The sequence below is a fragment of the Candidatus Phytoplasma rubi genome (genome assembly GCF_026821955.1).
Lineage (GTDB): Bacteria > Bacillota_I > Bacilli_A > Acholeplasmatales > Acholeplasmataceae > Phytoplasma > Phytoplasma vitis.
The window spans coordinates 422,485-443,794 of the sequence record NZ_CP114006.1 but is presented as its reverse complement, the minus strand read 5'-3'; the positions used below and the strand labels follow the sequence as shown (position 1 = coordinate 443,794).

Genomic DNA, 21,310 nt, shown 5'->3' with positions numbered 1-21,310 from the left:
AAAAGAGAGGAAATTATTTTTTTAGTCTTTGAAACAAAAAAAAGACTAACTTATTAGTTAGTCTTAAAGAGTTTTTAAAAAATAAAAAGTGTCTAAAGTTTTGGAACAACTCAAAGCGTAGTGTTATAAAAAATTATAAATGTTTTTTAATTCATTTTTAATGACTAATTATTATTTTTATCTTAATTTGTTAATTAATTTAAACTTTATTAATAAATATTTAATTCTTTCTTTTATTATATGTCAAAAACTGTTTTTAAGATATTTTTCGTAAAGGATATTTTTTTAAAATATCTTTAATATCATTTGGAAATAAAGTTTTTTTAATAAATAATTTTTCGGCAATTTTAGTTAAAGTAGTTTGATTTAATTCAATTAATTTTTGGCATTCTTTATATAAAAGATCATAATCTTTTCGTGGCATAGTAGAATTACGTTGAACTAAAAAATTCGCTTTAACGTGATCAGTACCTGAACCCTTACCTACTTTATCTTTAGTAGGGATTTGTTTTCTTTTGAATAAGAGATTTTCAGCAGATGTTCCACCAAAAGCAACTAAAGATTCTGCTCGCCAATTTATTTTTTTAATATTATATCTGCAATGCCCTAAAGTATCTCCAGAAGGAATAATAGTAACTCCTAAAAATTCAAAATATTCAGGATATAAAAGAACGATAATAGTGTGCCCTGATTCATGATAACTTGTAATTTCAACTTCAGATAAATTAGTTTTATTTTCTAAAAAATCTTTAGAATTAACATTAAATACTTCAGATAAAAAATTATTAATTAGAACATGATTTTCTGCATATAAAAAAAACGATAAAGAAAGATTTATAGCAAATATCCATAAAAGACAGATGACATAATTTTTATTTTTTATTATAAAATAATTATTCATAAAATTTTACTTTATATTCTATTTTGTTCCAATTATAATTTTCATTGGAATTTAAGTGTATATTTAAAACCCAAAAAATTGTGTCTTTGTATAAATATTCCGAATAACAAGTATAATTTTTAGCATCTTGGAAATAAGGATAATTCGTAGTATCAATTTTTATTTTTTGTTTTATTTGTTTTTGTTTTTGTTCTTGTGAATCAATATATTTATCATCGATAAATTCTCCTTTAGGAAATTTTTTGTTAATAAAATTTTGTAACCAATCAATAAAATTAAATTCTCCTTTAATGTAAAATGATTTAGTATCTATATACTTATAATCTTTAAAATCTTTAATAAGATTAAGAAAATTTTCTTTACATTGAATATTTAAATTTTTTTGTTGTTCTTCATATTTTTTTTTAAAAAACAAATGTTCTTCTTTGTTAACTTTTAAATTTTTTAATAAATTTTCTATTTCTTTTTTTATATCTTCTTTTTCTTCAATCAAGGACTTTTTTGTTTTTTCATTCAAGGCAATGATTAAACTGTTTAATGTTTCTTGTCCTTGTTTATCGATCTCCTCCTCTTTTATTTGTTTGTGTTCAAGTGTTTCTTTAGATTCTTTTTCATTAGTTAAAAAATTAATTTCATTATTATTTTGAATTGAATAACTTTCAATAATTTTGTCTAATTCATTAAAGTATTTTTCATTTTTTTTAATCTCTATATTAAATTCTCTTATTTTTTTTTCTTTTTCATATTGTTGTTTTACAATATCGATTAATTTTTCCATATCATCTTTAAAAATGTTTTTGTTTTCTTTTGGTAAAACAAATTTTATAATGCCTTCACATAAACTATCTAATTTTGTTTTTTGAGAATTAATACTATCTAAATTTTTTTTTCGAGAATTAATAACGTCTTTAAAGAATGAATTAAATTCCGATTCTTCAAATTTTTTTAATATTTGTTCTAATTCATTATTGTGATCAGCATTAATATTTGTCGGTTCTTGTATTTTTTGAAATCGTTGTTTAATTTCGGATTCGAATATTTCTATTATTTGTTTAATTTGGTCCGAATTATTTTCACTTATTTCATTTATATTACATTTATTAAAATTATCTGTTAATTTCTGTTTATAATTAGCTAAAAATTGTCCAATCCATTGAATATTATCCAAAGACAATTCAAAATTTTGTTCTTCTTTGCTAGAATAATTCAATTTTAAATAATCTTGAAGTTTTTGATAATAATCATCTATATTTTTTTTATCTAAATCTGTGGAAATAGGATATTTTTTTTCATTTTTTAGGTATAAATAATATTCTTTTTTTTCGTCAAAAACATTTGATTTTTCTATATCTCCTAAAATATCAATTACTAATTTATAATATTTAATTTGTAATTCACTGATAATATCTAAATACGGATTTAAAATGTTTTCTTTTTTAAATTTATAATAATCTTTGTAGGTTTTAATTCTAACATCAATTATATTCCCATCGTCTATAAAATCAGTTATTTTAGTCAAATATGTTTTAACCAATTTTTCTAAATTATCTTTAAGAGCATGTGTTTGGCAATGAGGTTTTTCGTTTAATTTTTTTTTAAAAATTTCTAAAAGTTGAATATTTTTATTTTTTTCTAGTGAATCTTCAGTTAAAGATTTAATTTTATCTTGAATTTTTGTTTTTCTTTCTTCATTAATTTCTGTGTTTTTATTCAAAACATTAATAAAATTAATTAAATCTTCAGTTTCTTCAATAATTGTTTTTATTTCTTCTTTATAATAAATTACAAAATTAGAAATATATTCATTAATTTCGCCAAGTTGAAATTGTAATTGGTTTTTTAAATCTTCAGGGTTTTGTAAATAAATAGTTTTTAAATCTATACCTAAAGAACCTTTATCCGTTTCTTTTTGTGTCTCTTTATCTATAACAGGATCTAAATATCTATTATCGATATCTTGTTTTTGATATTTTAATTCTTTATCTAAATGTTTTAAGTATCGACAAAGTTGATTTAATTTTCCTTCATATTTATCTTTATATTCGTTAAAATTTCTTTTATAACAATCAAATAACAATTTTTTCTGATTTTTAATAATATCATTTAATTTTTTTTGTTCTTTTTTTTCGTAAAGACAACTAGAACGAAAAACAAAAATACTATAATTAACATACATTTTATATAAATCATTTTCTGTTTTTATTAAGTTATTTGATAAATCGATATTAATTAATTCATTGTTTCTATGGATTATATGTTCAATTAATTCTTTTTTATTTAAACTAGGACTTTTTAAATTATCATTATATAAACTTGTTTTTGAAGAGAATATTTTTTTAAAATTATTTTCTTTAGGAAAAGGAGATAGTAACATTATTTTTAAAAATTCTCTTCTATTTTCTAAATTTTCACGAAAACCCTTTTCTAATTTTTCTCTACTTTTTTCTTTTAACTTTATATCTATATTATCTAAATATTGAAATTCTAGATTATCTGTAAAAAATTTTTTTAATTTTTCTTGTCTCTTTGATTCATTTTCTTTATTATATTCAACAACCAATTCATTTATTAAATCTAAAAATTCTTTTTCTGAATAAATGTCTTGTGGCCGAATATCAAAATTATTCGGTTCTAGTAATTCTTTTAATATTTTATAAAAGTATCTTAAATATTCAATTTTAAATTGTAAATTAGTTACTTCTGGTAGATAACTAAAAAGTTGAGTTCGTTTTAAATTTTTTGGATCTCTTTGAGTTAAATGATATAATTCATTTTCATTTGAACATTCACTATCATATTCATCTTTATTATATTCATTCATTTTATTTAAAATAAAATCAAAATATAAATTTTTTAATTTTTCTAGTCTTTCTTTTGATTTATTTACTTGCAAATTATCTTCTTCTTTTTCAATTGATTTATCTAAATTACATATTTCATTTTCTAAATGAAATATTTCCGATTTTGGATAAAAATTCAAAAATTTATCAAAATTTTCTTTTCTTTTATCTTCAGGTAATTGTTTGTAACGAATTTCCAAATCTTTTAAACTTTTTAACATTGGAGCTATATCTTCTTTAAAATCGTAAAACATTTCAAAAAGTTCTTGTTCTCTTTGTTTTGTTTCGTTAATACAGTTTTCCTTTTGTTTTTCATAAAGTTCTTCTTCTGAACCGTATACAAAATTACAAAATAAAATTGAAAAAGAAAAAATAAAAATAAAAAATAAAAAGGAACACAAAAATGTTTTTGAATATTTCGAAATCTTTTTTTTTTTTTTTTTTTTCATTAACAACTCCTTTTATTTATTTAGATTAATTTTTTATTATATATTTGTTTATTAAAATTATAATTTCTTGTAAAAGAAATATGTGTTTAGGATCCAAAATATTTTTTATTTTAAAAAATTTATTAACTGCTGTTATTCCTTCTGGAGTTAATTCAGGAGCACTTAAACCTTTTTTAATAAAAAAACTTTGAAATTTTTCTTTATTATCATTAATAAAACTTTGAATTTGAATTTGATCAGATTCTTGTTTTTTCTTAATTTTATCACAATATTGATTAATTTCAGCAAACTCTTTTTGATTTCCGAAATATTCTCTAAAAGTTTCTTCTAAATCAGTAATTTCTATTTTAAAAGACCCTCCTTTACTTGTTGCACGAAGAACGGCTTTTTCAGCTGCTTTCAACATCATAGCGTTTATTTTTCGCCCCGAAGTTAAATCATAAAAATATTTTATAACTTTTTCTAAAGTATAAATATCATATGGTAATTTTTTTTCTTTTAAATAATTTTCCTTTTGGTTTAAAAAATTTTTCCATGTTTCTGTGTCTTCAAGTTCAAGAATTTTATATTCAGATTGTTCATTATTAAATTTTTGTACAGCATCTTTATACAAATCATCAATTTTTTGATTATTAGCTCTAGCATATTGGGATAATAATTCTTGTCTTTTTAATTTATCGTCTAAAGTTTCTAAATTACCGTTAGGATTCTTTTCATCAGATATTCCTTTTATCTCAGTAGACCCTAAAGCAGGAATATAATAACCATGTTTAATAGCGGTAGCGAATAATTCAGGATTTCTTAAAGCTATGTTTATTTTATGAACAAAAATAGGAATATAATGTTCATTAGAATATGTTTCTATTTGTAATTGATAAATTTTGTCAATAACTGCTCGAACGTAATCAAGTCTTTTATCTTCTGGTTGGTTACCAACATATAAAGAATCACAACGAGAACGGATAGCTGAATCAATTTTTTCTAAGTGATTAGTAGCCGCAATAAAGAAAACAGGTCTTTCTTTATCAGTTTTAACACCTTCAATTTCTTGTAAAAAAGTATTTGTTTTTTTACTATCTCCATCTTCTAATAATTTCGCATTTTTTTCAGCTCTTGATTTTAAAATTTCTTCCGCTTCATCTACAAAAATACAAGAAGGGCTGTTGTTTCTAGCTTTACGCCAAATATCTTCGATTTCTTTTAATGAATGTGCATTAGTAATGGGGTAAAAATTCATTTTTGAATCTTTCGCAAAAGCCTCAGCAAGTGTTGTTTTTCCTGTTCCTGGAGGTCCGTAAAAAATAATTCCCATAGGAAAAGGAAGACCTAGTTTTTTACGAGTAATCTTATTATATTTCTTTTTATTTTTTGTTGTCCATCTATGTATATAATCTTTTAATTTGTCTTTAATTTCTTCAGAACCAAAAAAATCATCTAGAGGCATAAAGCCATCACTATTAAGTTCTTTAGGAGTGAATAATTCTAATAAAGAACTAACATCTAATAAATTATTATTAGATAAAGATGTAGGAATCGGAACTGAAGGTGGCACCACAGGCGGCAAATGAGACTCATTTTCTTTGGCTGGTGAGCGTAAAAAGACGATAACAGCTAAAATAAATGATAAAGAAGTTAATAAAATTAGAACTGCCAAAAAACTTATAGTTCCGAACCTAAACTTCCAAGATTTATTTTGATCTTTATTATGAAATGTTTTCATAAAATTTACCTTTTTTTAATTTAAACTTTTAAAATTAAAAAATTAATTATTACTTTAATAATTCTTTGATAAATGATGGTGCTTCTGCAGCTGTATTTTGAATTGATTTTAATAAAAAATTCTCATATTTATTAATAATAATTTCTTTTAATTTTATTAACTTATCTTTTTCTATTTTTGAAGATAATGAATCAATTAAATTTGTTATTTGTTGAACTTTGTCTAAATGTAAATCTAATAAAAAAGCATAACCATTTAAATATTTTCTTAATATGCCTAATTTTTCTTCAAGATCAGATATTGAATTCGAATCTGTAACAGCTTTATTTTCTAATGTTGAAATACGAACATCTCTTTCTTCGCACATTTGTAAAAATTTATTCATATAGTTAACAAGTTGTTTCAAATCTGTTCTTTTATTGTAATCTACTCCACTCTCGGAAATATTGTTAAAATCATTTCTATATTTTTTAAAAGTATCTTCGGTTTTTTTATCTTGTTTATTTGTTTTGAAAGTTTTTTTTACATCTTCAATTATGCCTATTATATCTTCTAATTGTTTTTTAATGTCGTTTTCATCTTCAAATGTTTTAAAAAAATCTTCTTGTTGTTTTATTTCTTTTTGTAATTTTTCTAATATTTGTTCTTTTTTTTCATGAATTTCATATTCATTTGCAGTAAATTTGTCTGATATTTCTTCCATATTTTTTTGTAAATCATCAAAATTTTTTTTTAAATTATTAGATTTTTTTTGTAATTGAAAATAAAAAAAAGTTAAAATCAAAATCATTAAAAAATTAAATATTGAACTGATAATTATTAATAAAAATTTTTTTTCATTTGACATTATATTTGTTCCTTTTTTGATAAAAAAATTATTTTAAATTAAATATTAAAATTTTATATCTGTTGAACTTAATCATGAATTTAGATATCATTAATTTTTGTTTCTGGGACGCCATTCATTTCTTGTTAAAATTCCTTCTCTGCCAATTAATTCCAATAAATCATTTAATTTCTCTTTATTTTCTTGATAATCATTACTGCCTAAAATTAGCAAACAAGTTAGATGATTATTTGGTGAATTATAATCAAATATGAATTTTTTATTAGTTATTCTATTTGTTATAATCATATTCTTAGGAGTTTCATTAAAATCAACATCATAATAACTATCAATTGTATTTTTAAAATATTCAACTTTATTATCAATTTTTAGAAAATAATTTATTTTTAAATTTTCTGTGTTTATAAAGAATTTTTCTAAGTATTTTTTGTTTTTTTTACTTTTCGCTTTATCTTCTGTTGTAACTTTTTTATTATTTACTTTTCGATAAATACAAAAATCATTCTTGTCGAAATCATTTAAAGCTTCGATGGCTAAACGTAAATAATATGGAATCTCAATAAAAACGCTTTTATTTGATAAATCATTATTGTTAAATAATAAACGATTGAATTCAAGATAATTTTTTCTTAATATTCGGAAAATTAACAAAGTTTTTATTTGTTCTAATTTATTTATTATTTCCACATACTGTTTTAAAATTTCTTCATTTTTTAGATTAATATTATCAATATCTTTATAAAAAGACTTTAAATATAAGGATTTTGTTTTTGATTTAAGATAACTTAGTTCAAAATATGGATTAATTATAATATAATTTTTAAAATTTTCAAATGTTTTAAATTCTTCTAATTCTTCTAAATTTATTGATTTATATTTATCAAGACTGTTTGGTTCTTTTAGTTCATCTTTTAATTTTTTTTCAAATGTTTGTAATTCGCATAATTTTTTATTTTTTTCTTCATAAAGCCTCCTGGATAAGTCTAATTCTTCTTTTGATTTTTCTAATTTTCTTTCAAAATTTTTTAAATCTTCTGATTTTTTATTACCAGTTTCTTTATCTTTCATGATATTATATTTACACGATTGTTCGTTATAATCAAAATCCAATGTTTGAAAACGTCTCTTTTTTTCATTAAATTCTATATCAACATCTTTTATTTTGTTATTTAATTTAAATATCAAATTATTTACCAAATCTTTTTTAGAATCTGTTAAAACTTTTAATTTCGAAAGAGAATCAGGTATTTCTGATTCACTTAATTTATCTATCTTTTTTAATAATTTATTAAATGATTCCGAATTATGAGAACATAAATAGGTCATTGTTTTTTCTACATCTATTTCTTCTTTTTTTAAAATTTTTTTATAAATAAAAATACCTAAAATAAAAAATAAAATAATGATAACTAAAACATAAAAACCTAAAATAATTTTTTTATTTTTTTGTTCTATCTGCAAAACATAAAACCTCTCTGTTCCAAATAATAAGAATAATAAAAAATAAAATCATTTTTAATATAAATAAGAGTTTTTATAATAAGTATTTTGAAATAATAAATTCAAATATCAAATAACAATTTCCGAAAATTCATTACTTAATAATTTTAACAATAAAAAAAAAAAAAACAAATTTTATGTCTAAATTATCTTATTAAAAAACATGAATTTTAAAAAATTATGTTTTTGGATTTGATACTCATAAAAATTGTTTTTTCAATATAAAATAAAAATTAATACAGTATTATTATAAAATAAATTTTCAGATAGTTTTTTTAAAAATTTAAATAAAGACAAAAAAATAGTAAATAAGAAACAAAAAAATCTAATATTTTGAAATCATAAACTATATTATAAAATAAAAAGACACCAAAGATATTCATTTAAAATTCGAAAATTAATTTATTATTATAATGCTTATTTTTTTAATTAAAAAACTTTATCATAAAATCAAATTAAATCTTCGTTTTTTGGTCTTATCTTACTTTTGTATGTTTATTCCATCCTTAATTGATAATAGTTAAATAAAAGGATATTTAGAATTTTTGGTTACCCATAAATCTCTTCTTAATATTTTATTTTTCTTTTCTAAAATATTTTTGGAAAAGATATAAAAATTATTTTTTAATAGTTAATTTTAAAGTTTTTTTTAAAAAGTGTTAACTTTTTGATCAAGGAATTAAAAAATTAGTTTTAATAAATTGTTATTTTAGATTATTTAAAACAGTTTTATTTTATAAAAATGGAAAATTATAATAAAACAAATAACTTATATTAATCTAAAAAATTATTCTAATTTAAAAATTAAAATAATGATAAAAGTACTTTTTTAGTCCTATTATAAATAAAAGCACAAATAAAAGATAATATAAACAAAGAAACAAATTTAATACAAAGAAAAACAGAACTTTCTACACGATGTAAAACAAAAATATTTGCTTTCAAATTCAAAGAATAATTTTGATCTAAAAAAACAAATTTTATCCAAGTAATACTCAACATATAATAAAAAATAAAATGAATAATAAAAATAAAAGTTATAGAAAAATAAATTTTCAATAAAGAATCTTTTTTTTTAGTTAAAACCAAACTAGGCAAAATTCCCCAAATAAAACCATAAGTTAAACTTAAAATAGGATTATATACATAACTAGTACGCTTATTATAACAAAATGCGATACCTTCTGATAAAAAAGATCCTATAAAAGCGAAACTTTTTTTAGAATATAAAGGGATAATAAGTAAAGGAACAAAACATAAAAAATCTACAAAAGTATTTTTTAATATTATTTTAAAAAAAGGACCTTTAATGAATTTATTAGAAAGAATTTTTATTACAACAGATAAACCTGATAATACAGATGCTATAATAATTTGTCTCAAAATAAATTCATAATTATTATATTTTTTTTGAATTTTATTTTTTATAAAAAAATTCTTCATTTACTAATTCAAAAACATAATCACAAATTTTAACTTTATCTTTATCTTTCATACCTTTTTGTTTTAATTCTTTTTCTATCCCTATTTTTTTCAATGAATAAGAAAACTTTTTTAGTGATTCATAATTATTAAAATCTGTTCTATGAAACAATTTTTCTATTTTTGGCCCTTGAACTATAAAATAACTTTGTTCATCTTTATAAATATTAAATTTATCTTCATCTTCTAAAGTAAATAATTTATAACTTTGTTGAAGATATTTATCATCTTGATTTTTATCATTTTTATAATTAATCAATAAATCTTTTATTTTATATATTAAAAATTCTAAATTAAAACGATTCCAAACAGATAAAGATACAATTTCTTTATCAACTAAATTATTTTTAAAAGAAGCTAATTTAGATTCGGCATCTGGTAAATCTATTTTATTGAACAAAATAATTTGTGGTTTTTCTAAAATTTTAGGATTGTATTTTTTTAATTCTTCATTTAATTGACAATATTTTTCATAAACATCATTATGATCAGGACTACATATATGTATTAAAACTTTACATCTTTCAATATGTTTTAAAAAATCAATTCCCATACCACGACCTAAATGAGAATCTTTAATTAAACCAGGAATATCAGCTACTTTAAAACTAAAATTTTTTCCGCTAACTACTCCTAAAAAAGGTTTTAAAGTTGTAAACGCATAAGAATCTGCTTTAGATTTAGCATTAGAAATAGCAGAAATCAAAGAAGATTTACCTACATTAGGAAAACCAATTAAACCAACATCAGCTAAAAATTTTAATTCTGTCCTAATAGTTAAGCTTTCTCCTAAATCTCCTTTTTCTGCAAAAGAAGGGATTTTATTTTTAGAATTAGATAAAGAATAATTTCCTCTTCCTCCTTTTCCACCCTTTGCAATAACCAATTGAAATCCATCTTCTAAAATTTCACCAATAAATTCTTGATTTTCGTTATTATAAATCATTGTCCCTAAAGGGACTTTTATAAAAGAATCCGGAGCCTTAGATCCATTTTGATTTTTACTTTTACCGTTTTCACCATTTGAAGCTTTAATTTTTCTTTGATATTGCAATTTAAATAAAGTATTAATACCTGAATCACCTACAAAAATAACGGAACCGCCATAGCCTCCGTTACCACCTGAAGGTCCTCCATAAGGAACATATTTTTCTCTTCTAAAAGAAACAATTCCGTTTCCGCCGTTACCAGCTTTTACGAAATTGATTGCTTCATCTATAAAATTCATTTATTATTTTTTTTAATTAACTTTTTTTTCAACAAATTGCATAGAAACTTGTTTTTTATTTTTGTGTTTAATTTGATATTTAACTACGCCGCTAATTAAAGCAAATAAAGTATGATCTTTCCCCATACCTACATTATCGCCAGGAAATATTTTAGTTCCTCTTTGGCGGAAAATAATAGACCCCTTATGTGCATATTGACCATCAGATAATTTAGCGCCTAACCTTTTAGAATGAGAATCACGTCCATTACGAGTAGCACCTACACCTTTTTTTGTAGCAAATAATTGAATATTTAATTTTAACATTATATAAAATACCTCTTTAATAAATCAATTTTTCATTTCTTTTAAATATTTAGGATAATTTTTACTTAAATCTTTCAAATTGTATTCTAAATTTAATAATAATTTATTAATTATAGAATCAAATTTTAATAATTGAAGAGAAAAAGAACCTTTTTTTAAAGAATAATCAATATTTGATTGCAATCCAAAAATTTCAATAGCATTTATAGTTATTATGATAGCTGTTGAAACAGAAGCACAAACAATATCATGATTTTCAGGAGCATACAAAGCATGTCCTTTGATGCTTATTTTTTTTATTTTTTCAACTTCTTTAATAAAAAAATATTTAATCATATCGAACTTAAAAAATAATTTTAGTAATTAACAATTTAGTATATAATTGTCTATGACCTTGTTTTAAACGATATTTCTTTTTTTTTTTATATTTGAAAACAATAATTTTTTTTGCTTTACCTTGTTTAATTACTTTAGCTTCTATTTTAGCACCATTTACAAATGGAGTTCCTAAAACGCTTTTAGTTTTTTCATTATCTTCTATAGCTAAAACTTGATCAAAAACATGTTTTTGATCTACTTCGAGAGATAATTTTTCAACAAAAACTTCTTGACCTTCATATATTTTTAATTGTTTATTTCCGATTTTAACAATAGCAAACATAAATAAACACCTATAATTCTTTCTAATTAATGATTTTAGTAATTTTTGTAAATAATTTTTTATTAAGAAAAAACAAAAAAACAATAAACAAAAAATGATATTTAATTTTTTCTACATAATATATAAAATATTATATAATATAAAATACAAAAATTTATATTATCTTAATAAATGAAATATATTAATTAATATATTAGTTTTCATTTGATATTATTTAAAATTAATCTTTTTTATTTGAATTTTCTTTATTTTGTAATAAATAACGATTATTTTTATTTAGACTACACTCTAAAGAACAACTACCTAAATACTTCATTTCATTTTCTTCACTACATAAAATTTGTTTATTACAACTAGGATTGCCGCAATTGATATATCTTTCACAAGGTTTTTGATCAAAAAAATCTCTTCCTACTATAATATTTTCTTTTTTGTTAACTTTGGTAGCTATTCTTTGATCAAAAACATAAATTTGACCATCAAATAATTGGCCTTGAACTTCTGATTCTTGAATATATTTAATAATGCCGCCTTTTAATTGATAGACTTCATTCAATCCTTTAGAGCGTAATAAAATAGATGCTTTTTCGCAACGAACTCCACCAGTACAATAAGTTAAAACTTTTTTATTTTTTAAAAAAGATAAATTTTTTTCTGCCCATTCTGGAAAATCACGAAAATTACTAATTTTAGGGTTAATAGAATTTCTAAAATGACCTAAATTATATTCATAATCATTTCGAACATCTAAAACAACTACATCTTCTTCTTTTAATGTTTGAAAAAATTTTTTAGGTTCTAAATAATTATCAGGATTACTTTTAGGAAATAAATCTTTATCCAATTTTAAAGCTACTATTTCTTTTCTTACTTTGATAGATAATCTAGGAAATACATGTTTATGATGCGTATCTATTTTAAAATCAATGTTTTCAAAACCTTTTATTTTTTTTAAATATTCCATGTATGTTTCGATATCTTCTTTTAATCCTGACAAAGTCCCATTAATTCCTTCAGAAGAAATAATAATTCTTCCTAAAAGACCTAATTTTTGACAATAATTCCAATGTTCTTCTTTAAATTTTTCAGGGCGTTCAATACGAGTATAATTATAAAATAAAATAATTAAATAATTTTCTTTTTTACTAGACATTTTAAGAACTAAAATTCCTTATCTTAAAAAAATTTAGATATTATAAAATTTTTTTAAATTTAAAAAAATAAATTTATTGTATAAACGCTATATTCATTATAATACAAAAAAGTAATTCTAAAAGAAAAATTTTTATTAAAAAATAAATAAAAATATTTAAATTTGATAAAAAGTAATTTAAAATTTTAAATTTATTTATCAAAAATATCTTTTAATCGATTTTTTAAATAAAAAGAACAAAAACCTCCTAAAAAAAAATTAGTTATAAAAGGAGTTAAATTGAATAATAAAGCTGAAATCAAAATATTTTGTTCTGAAATATTTTTTTCTATTAATAACTCTCTATAAATAAAAATACTAGATAAAGAAGTAGATAACATTCTTAAAAAATTAATTAATAAAAAACACAAAAAAAATTTTTTTATTATTTGATGATTTTTTTTATAAAAAAATAATCCTGAAAGACTAATAATTAAATTAGGTAATATGTAATCTAAAAGAATAGAAAAAAAAATTTGAGTATTATTAAAATTTAAACTTTGGGCTAAAATTGTAAAAGAATAAAAACTTCTTGTTAAATGCCAAAGAGTGTAAAAAATACAAATAATCAAGCCGTTTAAAAAACCTAAAAAATAACCTCCTAAAAAAATAATAACTAAAGTTAATTTAAAAAATTTTATTTCAAAAATTGAAAAAAAAATATCAATTAATATTGATATACTAATGAAAAAAGAAGTAATGATTATTTTATATAAAGAAGTTTTTTGCACAAATAAAAACCTCAAGAAGAATATTTTTTAATAATTCTTCTTTTTCTATTAATTTAATTTTTTAATTTTCAAAAAAATATTTTTCCAGAAAAAAAAAATTCTAAAAAATAAATAATGGAAGGGATTCCGATCGCAATCCAAATACCAACACAAGCTCCTATCAAAGTTCCTAAACTAATTCCGTTAAATCCTTTTTTTAAAACCAATAGAACAATAAAAATAATAATACCGATAAACATTCCTTTAAAATTAATAAAACTTTGTTCAGTTATTTCTGAATTTTCATTTTTTTTGTCTTGAAATTTTTCAATTTTTTCTGTATTTTTGAAAATATCCGAAACATTTTTAAATCTATTATTATCTGTCCAAATTGTTCTCTTTTCAACATTAAAAGAGGCTGTAAAATAAAAAAATATAAAACCTAAAATAATAATTAAAAAACGAAAATATTTATTTTTAAGAGAACAATTAGTAACAATTTTATCTTTAAAAAATAAAATTAATTTCTTACATAAAGTCATTATAAATATATTTTCCTATTTCTATAATTTTTGATATATTATATTTCAATAATATATTAATTTAGAATAACATTTAAATCAAAACCAAAAATTCTATAAATTTCTTTTCTTAAATATTCTTCTGGTAATTCATCTAATATAATTTCTTTTTTAAAAGAAAGTAAATATTGTTCATGTTCTAAATAATCTAAATTAGCTTCATTTAATAAAGTGTTTTTATTTAAACCAAAATCATCAAAAATACCCGATAAAACTAAATCTTTTAATAAATCATTATTTAAAACTTTTTGACATCTATTTTTAAAATCAAAAAAATTAACAAATTTTTTTTTCATTCTTTCATTTATTAAAAATGAAGCTATTTCATTATTTACATTTCTAATCAAAGTCAAAGGTAATAAAAGTTTTTCTTTTGATAATTTATAATCAATATCACTAATAAAAATATTAGGAGCAATAATTTTAATTTCATTTGTGTTTTTTATTTTTTTTAATAACATTTCTTTATCAAAAGGAATATTTTGATGTTCATTTAAAATAACTGTTAAAAAAGGAACAAGAAAATGCGTTTTCAAATAAGCCATACGATAACTAATTAAAGAATAAGACACACTATGACTTTTATTAAAACTATAATTAGAAAATTTTAAAATATAATCATAAATTTGATTCGCTAATTGTTCAGAATGACCTTTTTGTTTACTCCGTTTTACAAATTCTGATTTAATTGAATTTTTGTCATTATCTGAAATAACTTTTTGAATGATATATTTCATGAAAATTTCTGCTTCACCGAAATCATAACCAGCAAAATAAACAGATATTTCCATTATTTGTTCTTGATATAAAATAATTCCATATGTATTTTTTAAAGTATGCTCTATATAATTATAAACTGATTTTTCAATTAAAAAATTTTTTTCTTCATGTTTGTTGCGACAATAATTATTAATATAATTTATTTGTCCTGGTCTATTCAAAGCTAAAACAGCATTCAAATCTTCAAAATTTTGAGGTTTAATTTTTCTTAAGACCTGTTTAGCTGCTGGAGATTCTAATTGAAAAATATATTCTGTATCTCCTTTTTGTAATAATTGATATGTTTGAAGGTCATTTAAAGGTAATTGTTCCCAAGATATTTTTTCTTCTCTATTTTTGTTAATTTCTTTTATAATTTTATCAATTAAAGATAAACTTTTCAAACTTAATAAATCTATTTTGAATAAACCTATCTTTTCTAAATAATTAGCATCTAATTGAGTTTGATATTTAAAAGGAGAATTAATATGAGGATTTTTTTGAATCGGAATATTTTCTAATAAATTTTTATTACTAATAATAACACCTGCTGAATGTGTTCCTGTAAATTGAGGTATTCCTTCTAATTGAGAAAGAATTTTAATTTGTTTTGAATCAGGATCATTGAATTTTAAATTTTTTTTAAGATAATTAACATAATTAGTATTTCTAATAAAAGATTTAATAGTTAAAGTGTTAAAAGTGATTATATTAGAAGTATAATGTTCTCCATATTTTTCATAAATATATTTTAAAATAATATTTATTTTATCATCTGGAAAATCTAAATCAATATCTGGTTTTTTATTTCTTTTAGGATTCAAAAACCTTTCGAAAAGAAGATTATAATATAGAGGATCTGCTTCTGTAATGTCTAAACAAAAACAAACTAAAGAACCAGGAGACGAACCTCTTCCAGAACCTAAAAGAATTTTTTTTTCTCTTGTATATCTTACTATATCAAAAACAATTAAAAAATAATCTTCATAATGCATATCTTTGATAATTTTTAATTCTTTTTTTAATCTCTCTAAATAAAGAGGAAAACGAGCAGAAAAAACAGAAATTTTTTTTCTTAAAAAAACATTTGTTATTTCTTCTAAATATGTAAAAGAATTTTTTTCAGAAGATTCTTTCCATATAGGAATTCCAATATCAGAAGGAAAAAGTTTATTATATTGAATTTTATCCATGAAAGAATTTAAATCTAGAAAACATTCTCGATAATCATTATCATTATAATAATAATTATATTTATTTTGAATTTCTCTTAGATTCAAAAATTGAAAAGACATTTTTTCTTCTGAAGAAATTTGAGAATATTTTAAAGGATTATTTAATTCAAATAACAATTTATGCCCTTCTTCTTGTTCGATTTCTAAAAAATTAGTTTTATGAGCTGGAACCACAAAAATTTTTAATTTTTTCATTAAAGATAAAAAAATATCAGCAAATATTTCTAAACGTTTTGATTGTAAAGACAAACCAAAAAAGAAAAAATTTAAATTATTTTTTAATTGAGTAAAAATTTTTTCTATCAATATCCAATCATTTATATTAGAAAGTTCGAAATCTACATTAGATACAATAAAAAAAAGACCTTCTTGAAATTTTTTTAAAACTTTTAAAGTAATATTTTCTTGTTTGGTTTTAATTAAATTAGATATTTTAATTAAATTATTAATCCCTATATCATTTGAAGCATAAATCAAAAAATTAATTATTTTATCTTTATTAATAATTTCTTTTAAAGATAAAAATACTTTAATTCCTAAGATAGGTTTGATCTTATTTTTTTGACAAAGTTCGACGAAATTAACCATTCCATGCAAATTTTCATGATCACTTAAAGCTAAAAATTGATATTGATTTTCTTTTGCTTTTTTTACTAGCGATTCTAATGAAGGAATACTTTCCATAATACTATAAAAACTTTGAAGATAAAAAACACCTATCATTTCGAAACCTCTAATGACATAAATTTTTTTATAATTTCAAAATAAAAAGAATTTTAAATATCTTTTATTTTTTGATTTTTTTATTGTTAGCAAAATGTGGGAATAAAATAACATCTCTAATATTAGAAGTATTAGTTAACAACATAACCAAACGATCTATTCCTAAACCCAAGCCTCCTGTTGGTGGCATTCCATATTCTAAAGCTTCGATAAAATCTTGATCTAATTCTTCAGCTTCGCTATTTCCTAATTTTCTTTCTGATAATTGTTCTTGAAAACGTTTTTCTTGTTCTATAGGATCGTTTAACTCAGAAAAAGCATTAACTAATTCTTTCCCAGCTATAAATAATTCAAATCTATCAACAAATTCTTCATTTTCAATATTTTTTTGAGCTAAAGGACTTACTTCATAAGGGTAATTATAAATAAAAGTTGGTTGAATTAAATTCTTTTCAACAAATTCTTCAAAAAAAGAAACTATAATATGGCCTTTAGTATGAAATAATTTTACTTCGATATTATTTTCTTGAGCTAATTTTTTGCATTGTTCTAAAGTCATTTCTTGACGAAAATCAATACCTGTTTTTATTTTAATTATATCAATCATATCAAATTTATCAAATTTATTAAAATTAATCAAATGTTCTTGATAATCAAAATCTAAACGTCCTAAAACTTCCATACAAATCTTTTTTAAACAAGATTCAGTTAATTCCATAATATCTTTCATATTTGCATAAGCTAAATATGCTTCTATTGTTGTAAATTCTGGATTATGAGTTGCATCAATTCCTTCATTTCGGAAAACTCTACCTATTTCATAAACAGCATTTATTCCACCGATTATTAATTTTTTTAATGGTATTTCTGTAGCTATTCTTAAATAAAAATTAGATTCTAAGGCGTTATGATAAGTAATAAAAGGTTTAGCCGCTGCTCCACCAAAAATAGAATGTAAGATAGGCGTTTCTACTTCTAAAAAACCTTTATTATCAAAAAAATTTCTAATAATTTTTATTATTTTCGTTCTTATAATAAATTTTTTTCTAGTTTCGGAATTTATAATAAGATCGATATATCTTTTTTTTCTAATATACTCTTTATCTTTTAAACCTTTATATTTATCTGGTAAAGGCATTAAACTTTTACTTAAATGAACTAAATCAAAAACTTTTACACTTAATACTCCCGTTTTAGTTTTGAATAAATAACCTTTAACTCCTAAAATATCACCTAAATCTATTTTTTGATAAATATTAAAAGCTTTTTCAGAAACTAATTTTTGATTTAAATAAATTTGAATAGAATCATCAAAATTTTGTAAAAGAAAAAAACCTGCTTTTCCTTGATTTCTATTAGTAACAATTCTACCTGCGATATCAACTTTAATCTCCTTTGCAGATAATTCATCATGACTAAAACATTCGTATTTATTTAATATATCTAAAACATTATTTTTAACATCGAAATAATTACGAAAAGGTTCTACATTTAATTTTTTTAATTCTTCTATTTTGTTTTTTCTAATAACATATTGTTCTGTTTTTTTTTTTATAGTCATAAAATTTATTAATAACCTTTTTTTATTTTTTTAATAAAAATAATGCATTTGAATATATTATATTATTTATATTTTTTTATTTAATTATTTATTAAATTAAAAAATTGAAATAATTATAGATTTTATTTATTAAAAAAATAAAGATAATTTTTTTAATAAATAAAATTCAAATATCTATTCATATTATAATTATAAATTATAATATATTAATTTGTAATTATTTTATATTTAATTCTAAATTTATCATTTAATTCTAAATAAACAAAAAAAGAATCTTTTAAAAAAAAGATTCTATTTTAAAAAATAACACGAATAAGCCATGTTCTGTTCTTGTTTTGTATAAAACAAGTGCGATCATTTATCTCTACTTTTATTTCTAAAAATAGTATAAAAACCAATTATTAAAATTTATATTAGGAAAAACTGATTTTTATATGCTCCTACCATAATTTTGGATTATTAGCTTGAGGGGTTTACCGCGTTTCACTTAATTATTTCTAATTAACTCGTCTCTGTGGCACTTTATTTTTTATTTTCATAAACTTTATTATAAATAATATATAATATGTCTTTAGAATTTAAAAAGCCGTTGCTTGAAAAATTTCAAACACCTTAAGTTATTTTTTCCTTAAGCACAAACACTACATGCTTTCCTAAAAACATGTGCTAACATGGACTTTCCTAAACTTAATTTTATCACTTGAATAAAATTAAACTTCGATCACCACTTTGTTATTTTTTAACAATAATATTTTAACAAAAATTTATATAAAAAACTATTTAATTTTTAATTATTGTAATTTTAATTAGATAACAATTATTATTTTATATTTAGCAAAATTAATAATTTTTTGTAAAAGAAACATGTGTTTAGGATCCAAAATGTTTTCTATTTGAAACAAATTATTAACTGCTGTTATTCCGTCTGAAGTTAATTCTGTAGCTTAAGTATTTGAAACTTTTTTAATATTAAATAATATTAAAAATCAATTAACTAAAATCCACCAAGAAAACAAAATCTCCCAATTAGAACAAGAATTAACAACTTTCAATAAAACTCCTGACAAATAAGAACAAAAAATTAAAGATAAAAACCAAGAAATAATAGATATTAAAAATAATTTTAAAACTCTTCAAACTCGAGAAGAAAGTTTAAGAAAAGAATTAAAGCTGGTCGAAAAAATCATCGTGAACTTCAAAAAGAACCTTCTAACCTCGCCAGTTACATCAAAGACCATCATCTTTTCGACCGTTGGAATAAAAATTTCGAATTAACCAATTTCCAACTCCATTTTAACCCTGTTCGTAAAACTTTATCTCTTTACCAAGATAAACATCACGCTATATCTCAAAATAATAATCAAAAATAATTTCACCAAAATTAAAAGACTATAATTTAGAGTCTTTTTTATTTTAAAAAAACTTTAAAAATCAAAGAGAAAGTGAGAAAACAAAATGGAAATTATTCAAAAATATTCATCTTATATTTGTTTAATAATTTTTACTTTAACAACAATTATAATCTTTAACTTCAATAATAATAAATTAAAAAAACATATTAACCTTCAAAACGATAATTTAAAAGAAAACATTAATCATCAAAATAATTATTTAAAATAAAAAATTAACCTTACGGAAAAGGAAATGAATGCATTCTAACAAGAAACAAAAAGTAATTTTAAAAAATTTGATGAAGATTTAAATAATTTAGAGGAACTTACGATAAATCAAAATAAATCAATTAAAGAAAGCAAGTAAAAATATGTCAAAAAAAATAATTGAAAATAAAAAAAATCAATCAAAAAAAAATAAAAATTCACATCAATCCAAAAACAATAAATCTAATAAAATAATTATCAAAAGAAAAACTCCAACTCCTAAAATCATTATTGAAACTCAAACTAAAAAGAAAACTGGTTACTTAAAATAATTAAAACTTTCTTTAAAATCCTCATCTGGTGTATCCCATTATTATTAATTGGAGGTGACATTTATTGGGTCCTTTTCAAATTCTTTCCTGAAGTTTTAAACCAAATCAACACTTTTACAAGTGACACCGCTGCTTAAAACTAAAGCGTTATAAGATAAAGCAACTCAACCAATTCGTAAAGTTATCGAGTATATATATAATAAAGTAACAGGTAATGATAAAGATCCTAATCATACTCTTTCGCCAAAAGAGAAATTAGGTTGTTATCTAACAACTACTTTAAGCGTCATTGGGATTTTTTTGGGAATTGGAAAAATCGATAATTGGTTAAAAAGTGGGAAGAAAAAAACTATTAAAAAAAGAACTAAAACTATCATTCAAAAAAAGCTACTTCCAAAATAGCGAATGTTGGTGGTAAAATCCTTAAAATTGATAGTAAAGCTTTATTTTGGGTTTATTTAGCTTCAACTGCTTATGAACTTTACCAATTTTATCAAGAAGAAACCAAAATCCTTAATCCACCACAACAATTAACCCATAAAATGGAAAATCCCCCAACAACCATCTTACAAAAACCATTTATTCAACAACAACCAAACAATGAATTACCAACTATAGTTAATCCAATTCAAGAAGAAACATCCCAAGAAGAAAGTAAAACTGGTAACCTTAATAATCCCTGATC

At 20.9% G+C, this 21,310-nt stretch carries 16 protein-coding genes, 1 other RNA gene and 1 pseudogene; 2 read left to right on the top strand and 16 right to left on the bottom strand.

Annotation, left to right across the window (positions count from 1 at the left end; genetic code table 11):
• Window positions 1-256 precede the first annotated feature (256 nt).
• From RS022_RS02435 to rnpB, 16 genes are all read right to left on the bottom strand, one after another.
• Complete coding sequence (locus tag RS022_RS02435) at window positions 257-901, bottom strand: M41 family metallopeptidase (protein ID WP_268849636.1); 645 nt, start codon at window positions 899-901, stop codon at window positions 257-259.
• Window positions 894-4,190: a hypothetical protein gene (locus RS022_RS02430; protein ID WP_268849635.1), complete on the bottom strand. Its 3,297-nt coding sequence runs from the start codon at window positions 4,188-4,190 to the stop codon at window positions 894-896. Before RS022_RS02430 ends, RS022_RS02435 begins: the two co-directional genes overlap by 8 nt.
• 25 nt (window positions 4,191-4,215) lie before the next feature.
• Window positions 4,216-5,910: an ATP-binding protein gene (locus RS022_RS02425; protein ID WP_268849634.1), complete on the bottom strand. Its 1,695-nt coding sequence runs from the start codon at window positions 5,908-5,910 to the stop codon at window positions 4,216-4,218.
• A gap of 49 nt (window positions 5,911-5,959) precedes the next feature.
• Window positions 5,960-6,757 (bottom strand): hypothetical protein, encoded by a 798-nt coding sequence (locus RS022_RS02420; RefSeq protein ID WP_268849633.1) that lies wholly within the window; start codon window positions 6,755-6,757, stop codon window positions 5,960-5,962.
• A 90-nt stretch (window positions 6,758-6,847) separates the two neighbouring features.
• Entirely contained in the window at window positions 6,848-8,218 is a 1,371-nt protein-coding gene (locus tag RS022_RS02415; protein ID WP_268849632.1) for a hypothetical protein, read from the bottom strand.
• Window positions 8,219-9,061: 843 nt separating this feature from the next.
• Entirely contained in the window at window positions 9,062-9,640 is a 579-nt protein-coding gene (locus RS022_RS02410; RefSeq protein ID WP_268849631.1) for a hypothetical protein, read from the bottom strand.
• Between the two features lie 34 nt (window positions 9,641-9,674).
• Window positions 9,675-10,967 carry a GTPase ObgE gene (obgE, locus tag RS022_RS02405; RefSeq protein WP_268849630.1) on the bottom strand — a complete coding sequence of 431 codons (1,293 nt, stop codon included), beginning with the start codon at window positions 10,965-10,967 and terminating at the stop codon, window positions 9,675-9,677.
• Window positions 10,968-10,979: 12 nt separating this feature from the next.
• Window positions 10,980-11,276, bottom strand: coding sequence for a 50S ribosomal protein L27 (rpmA, locus tag RS022_RS02400; RefSeq protein ID WP_320412531.1), 297 nt, complete (start codon window positions 11,274-11,276; stop codon window positions 10,980-10,982).
• A 21-nt stretch (window positions 11,277-11,297) separates the two neighbouring features.
• Window positions 11,298-11,609, bottom strand: a complete 312-nt coding sequence (locus RS022_RS02395) for a ribosomal-processing cysteine protease Prp (RefSeq protein ID WP_268849629.1) — start codon at window positions 11,607-11,609, stop codon at window positions 11,298-11,300.
• A 7-nt stretch (window positions 11,610-11,616) separates the two neighbouring features.
• Window positions 11,617-11,934 carry a 50S ribosomal protein L21 gene (gene rplU, locus RS022_RS02390; RefSeq protein ID WP_268849628.1) on the bottom strand — a complete coding sequence of 106 codons (318 nt, stop codon included), beginning with the start codon at window positions 11,932-11,934 and terminating at the stop codon, window positions 11,617-11,619.
• A 220-nt stretch (window positions 11,935-12,154) separates the two neighbouring features.
• Entirely contained in the window at window positions 12,155-13,087 is a 933-nt protein-coding gene (gene trhO, locus RS022_RS02385) for an oxygen-dependent tRNA uridine(34) hydroxylase TrhO (RefSeq protein ID WP_268849627.1), read from the bottom strand.
• A gap of 191 nt (window positions 13,088-13,278) precedes the next feature.
• Complete coding sequence (locus RS022_RS02380; RefSeq protein WP_268849626.1) at window positions 13,279-13,857, bottom strand: hypothetical protein; 579 nt, start codon at window positions 13,855-13,857, stop codon at window positions 13,279-13,281.
• A 68-nt stretch (window positions 13,858-13,925) separates the two neighbouring features.
• Complete coding sequence (locus tag RS022_RS02375; protein WP_268849625.1) at window positions 13,926-14,378, bottom strand: hypothetical protein; 453 nt, start codon at window positions 14,376-14,378, stop codon at window positions 13,926-13,928.
• A gap of 56 nt (window positions 14,379-14,434) precedes the next feature.
• Entirely contained in the window at window positions 14,435-17,134 is a 2,700-nt protein-coding gene (locus RS022_RS02370; protein ID WP_268849624.1) for a PHP domain-containing protein, read from the bottom strand.
• Window positions 17,135-17,198: 64 nt separating this feature from the next.
• Window positions 17,199-18,695 (bottom strand): lysine--tRNA ligase, encoded by a 1,497-nt coding sequence (gene lysS / locus RS022_RS02365; RefSeq protein ID WP_268849623.1) that lies wholly within the window; start codon window positions 18,693-18,695, stop codon window positions 17,199-17,201.
• Window positions 18,696-19,003: 308 nt separating this feature from the next.
• Window positions 19,004-19,428: RNase P RNA component class B (gene rnpB, locus RS022_RS02360), an RNA gene on the bottom strand.
• Window positions 19,429-20,150: 722 nt separating this feature from the next.
• On the opposite strand from rnpB, the gene RS022_RS02355 reads away from it, so the two are divergent.
• Both RS022_RS02355 and RS022_RS02350 read left to right on the top strand, forming a co-directional pair.
• On the top strand, window positions 20,151-20,315 hold the full coding sequence (locus RS022_RS02355; RefSeq protein WP_268849622.1) for a hypothetical protein: 165 nt from the start codon (window positions 20,151-20,153) through the stop codon (window positions 20,313-20,315).
• 142 nt (window positions 20,316-20,457) lie between these two features.
• Window positions 20,458-21,308, top strand: a pseudogene (locus RS022_RS02350) (hypothetical protein).
• Window positions 21,309-21,310: the final 2 nt, after the last annotated feature.

Excerpts from the sequence above, each read along its gene's own strand:
- RS022_RS02435 (WP_268849636.1), bottom strand. The coding sequence starts at position 901 with ATGAATAATTATTTTATAATAAAAAATAAAAATTATGTCATCTGTCTT.
- RS022_RS02430 (WP_268849635.1), bottom strand. The coding sequence starts at position 4,190 with ATGAAAAAAAAAAAAAAAAAAAAGATTTCGAAATATTCAAAAACATTT.
- RS022_RS02425 (WP_268849634.1), bottom strand. The coding sequence starts at position 5,910 with ATGAAAACATTTCATAATAAAGATCAAAATAAATCTTGGAAGTTTAGG.
- RS022_RS02420 (WP_268849633.1), bottom strand. The coding sequence starts at position 6,757 with ATGTCAAATGAAAAAAAATTTTTATTAATAATTATCAGTTCAATATTT.
- obgE (WP_268849630.1), bottom strand. The coding sequence starts at position 10,967 with ATGAATTTTATAGATGAAGCAATCAATTTCGTAAAAGCTGGTAACGGC.
- RS022_RS02395 (WP_268849629.1), bottom strand. The coding sequence starts at position 11,609 with ATGATTAAATATTTTTTTATTAAAGAAGTTGAAAAAATAAAAAAAATA.
- rplU (WP_268849628.1), bottom strand. The coding sequence starts at position 11,934 with ATGTTTGCTATTGTTAAAATCGGAAATAAACAATTAAAAATATATGAA.
- trhO (WP_268849627.1), bottom strand. The coding sequence starts at position 13,087 with ATGTCTAGTAAAAAAGAAAATTATTTAATTATTTTATTTTATAATTAT.
- RS022_RS02375 (WP_268849625.1), bottom strand. The coding sequence starts at position 14,378 with ATGACTTTATGTAAGAAATTAATTTTATTTTTTAAAGATAAAATTGTT.
- RS022_RS02370 (WP_268849624.1), bottom strand. The coding sequence starts at position 17,134 with ATGATAGGTGTTTTTTATCTTCAAAGTTTTTATAGTATTATGGAAAGT.
- lysS (WP_268849623.1), bottom strand. The coding sequence starts at position 18,695 with ATGACTATAAAAAAAAAAACAGAACAATATGTTATTAGAAAAAACAAA.
- RS022_RS02355 (WP_268849622.1), top strand. The coding sequence starts at position 20,151 with ATGGAAATTATTCAAAAATATTCATCTTATATTTGTTTAATAATTTTT.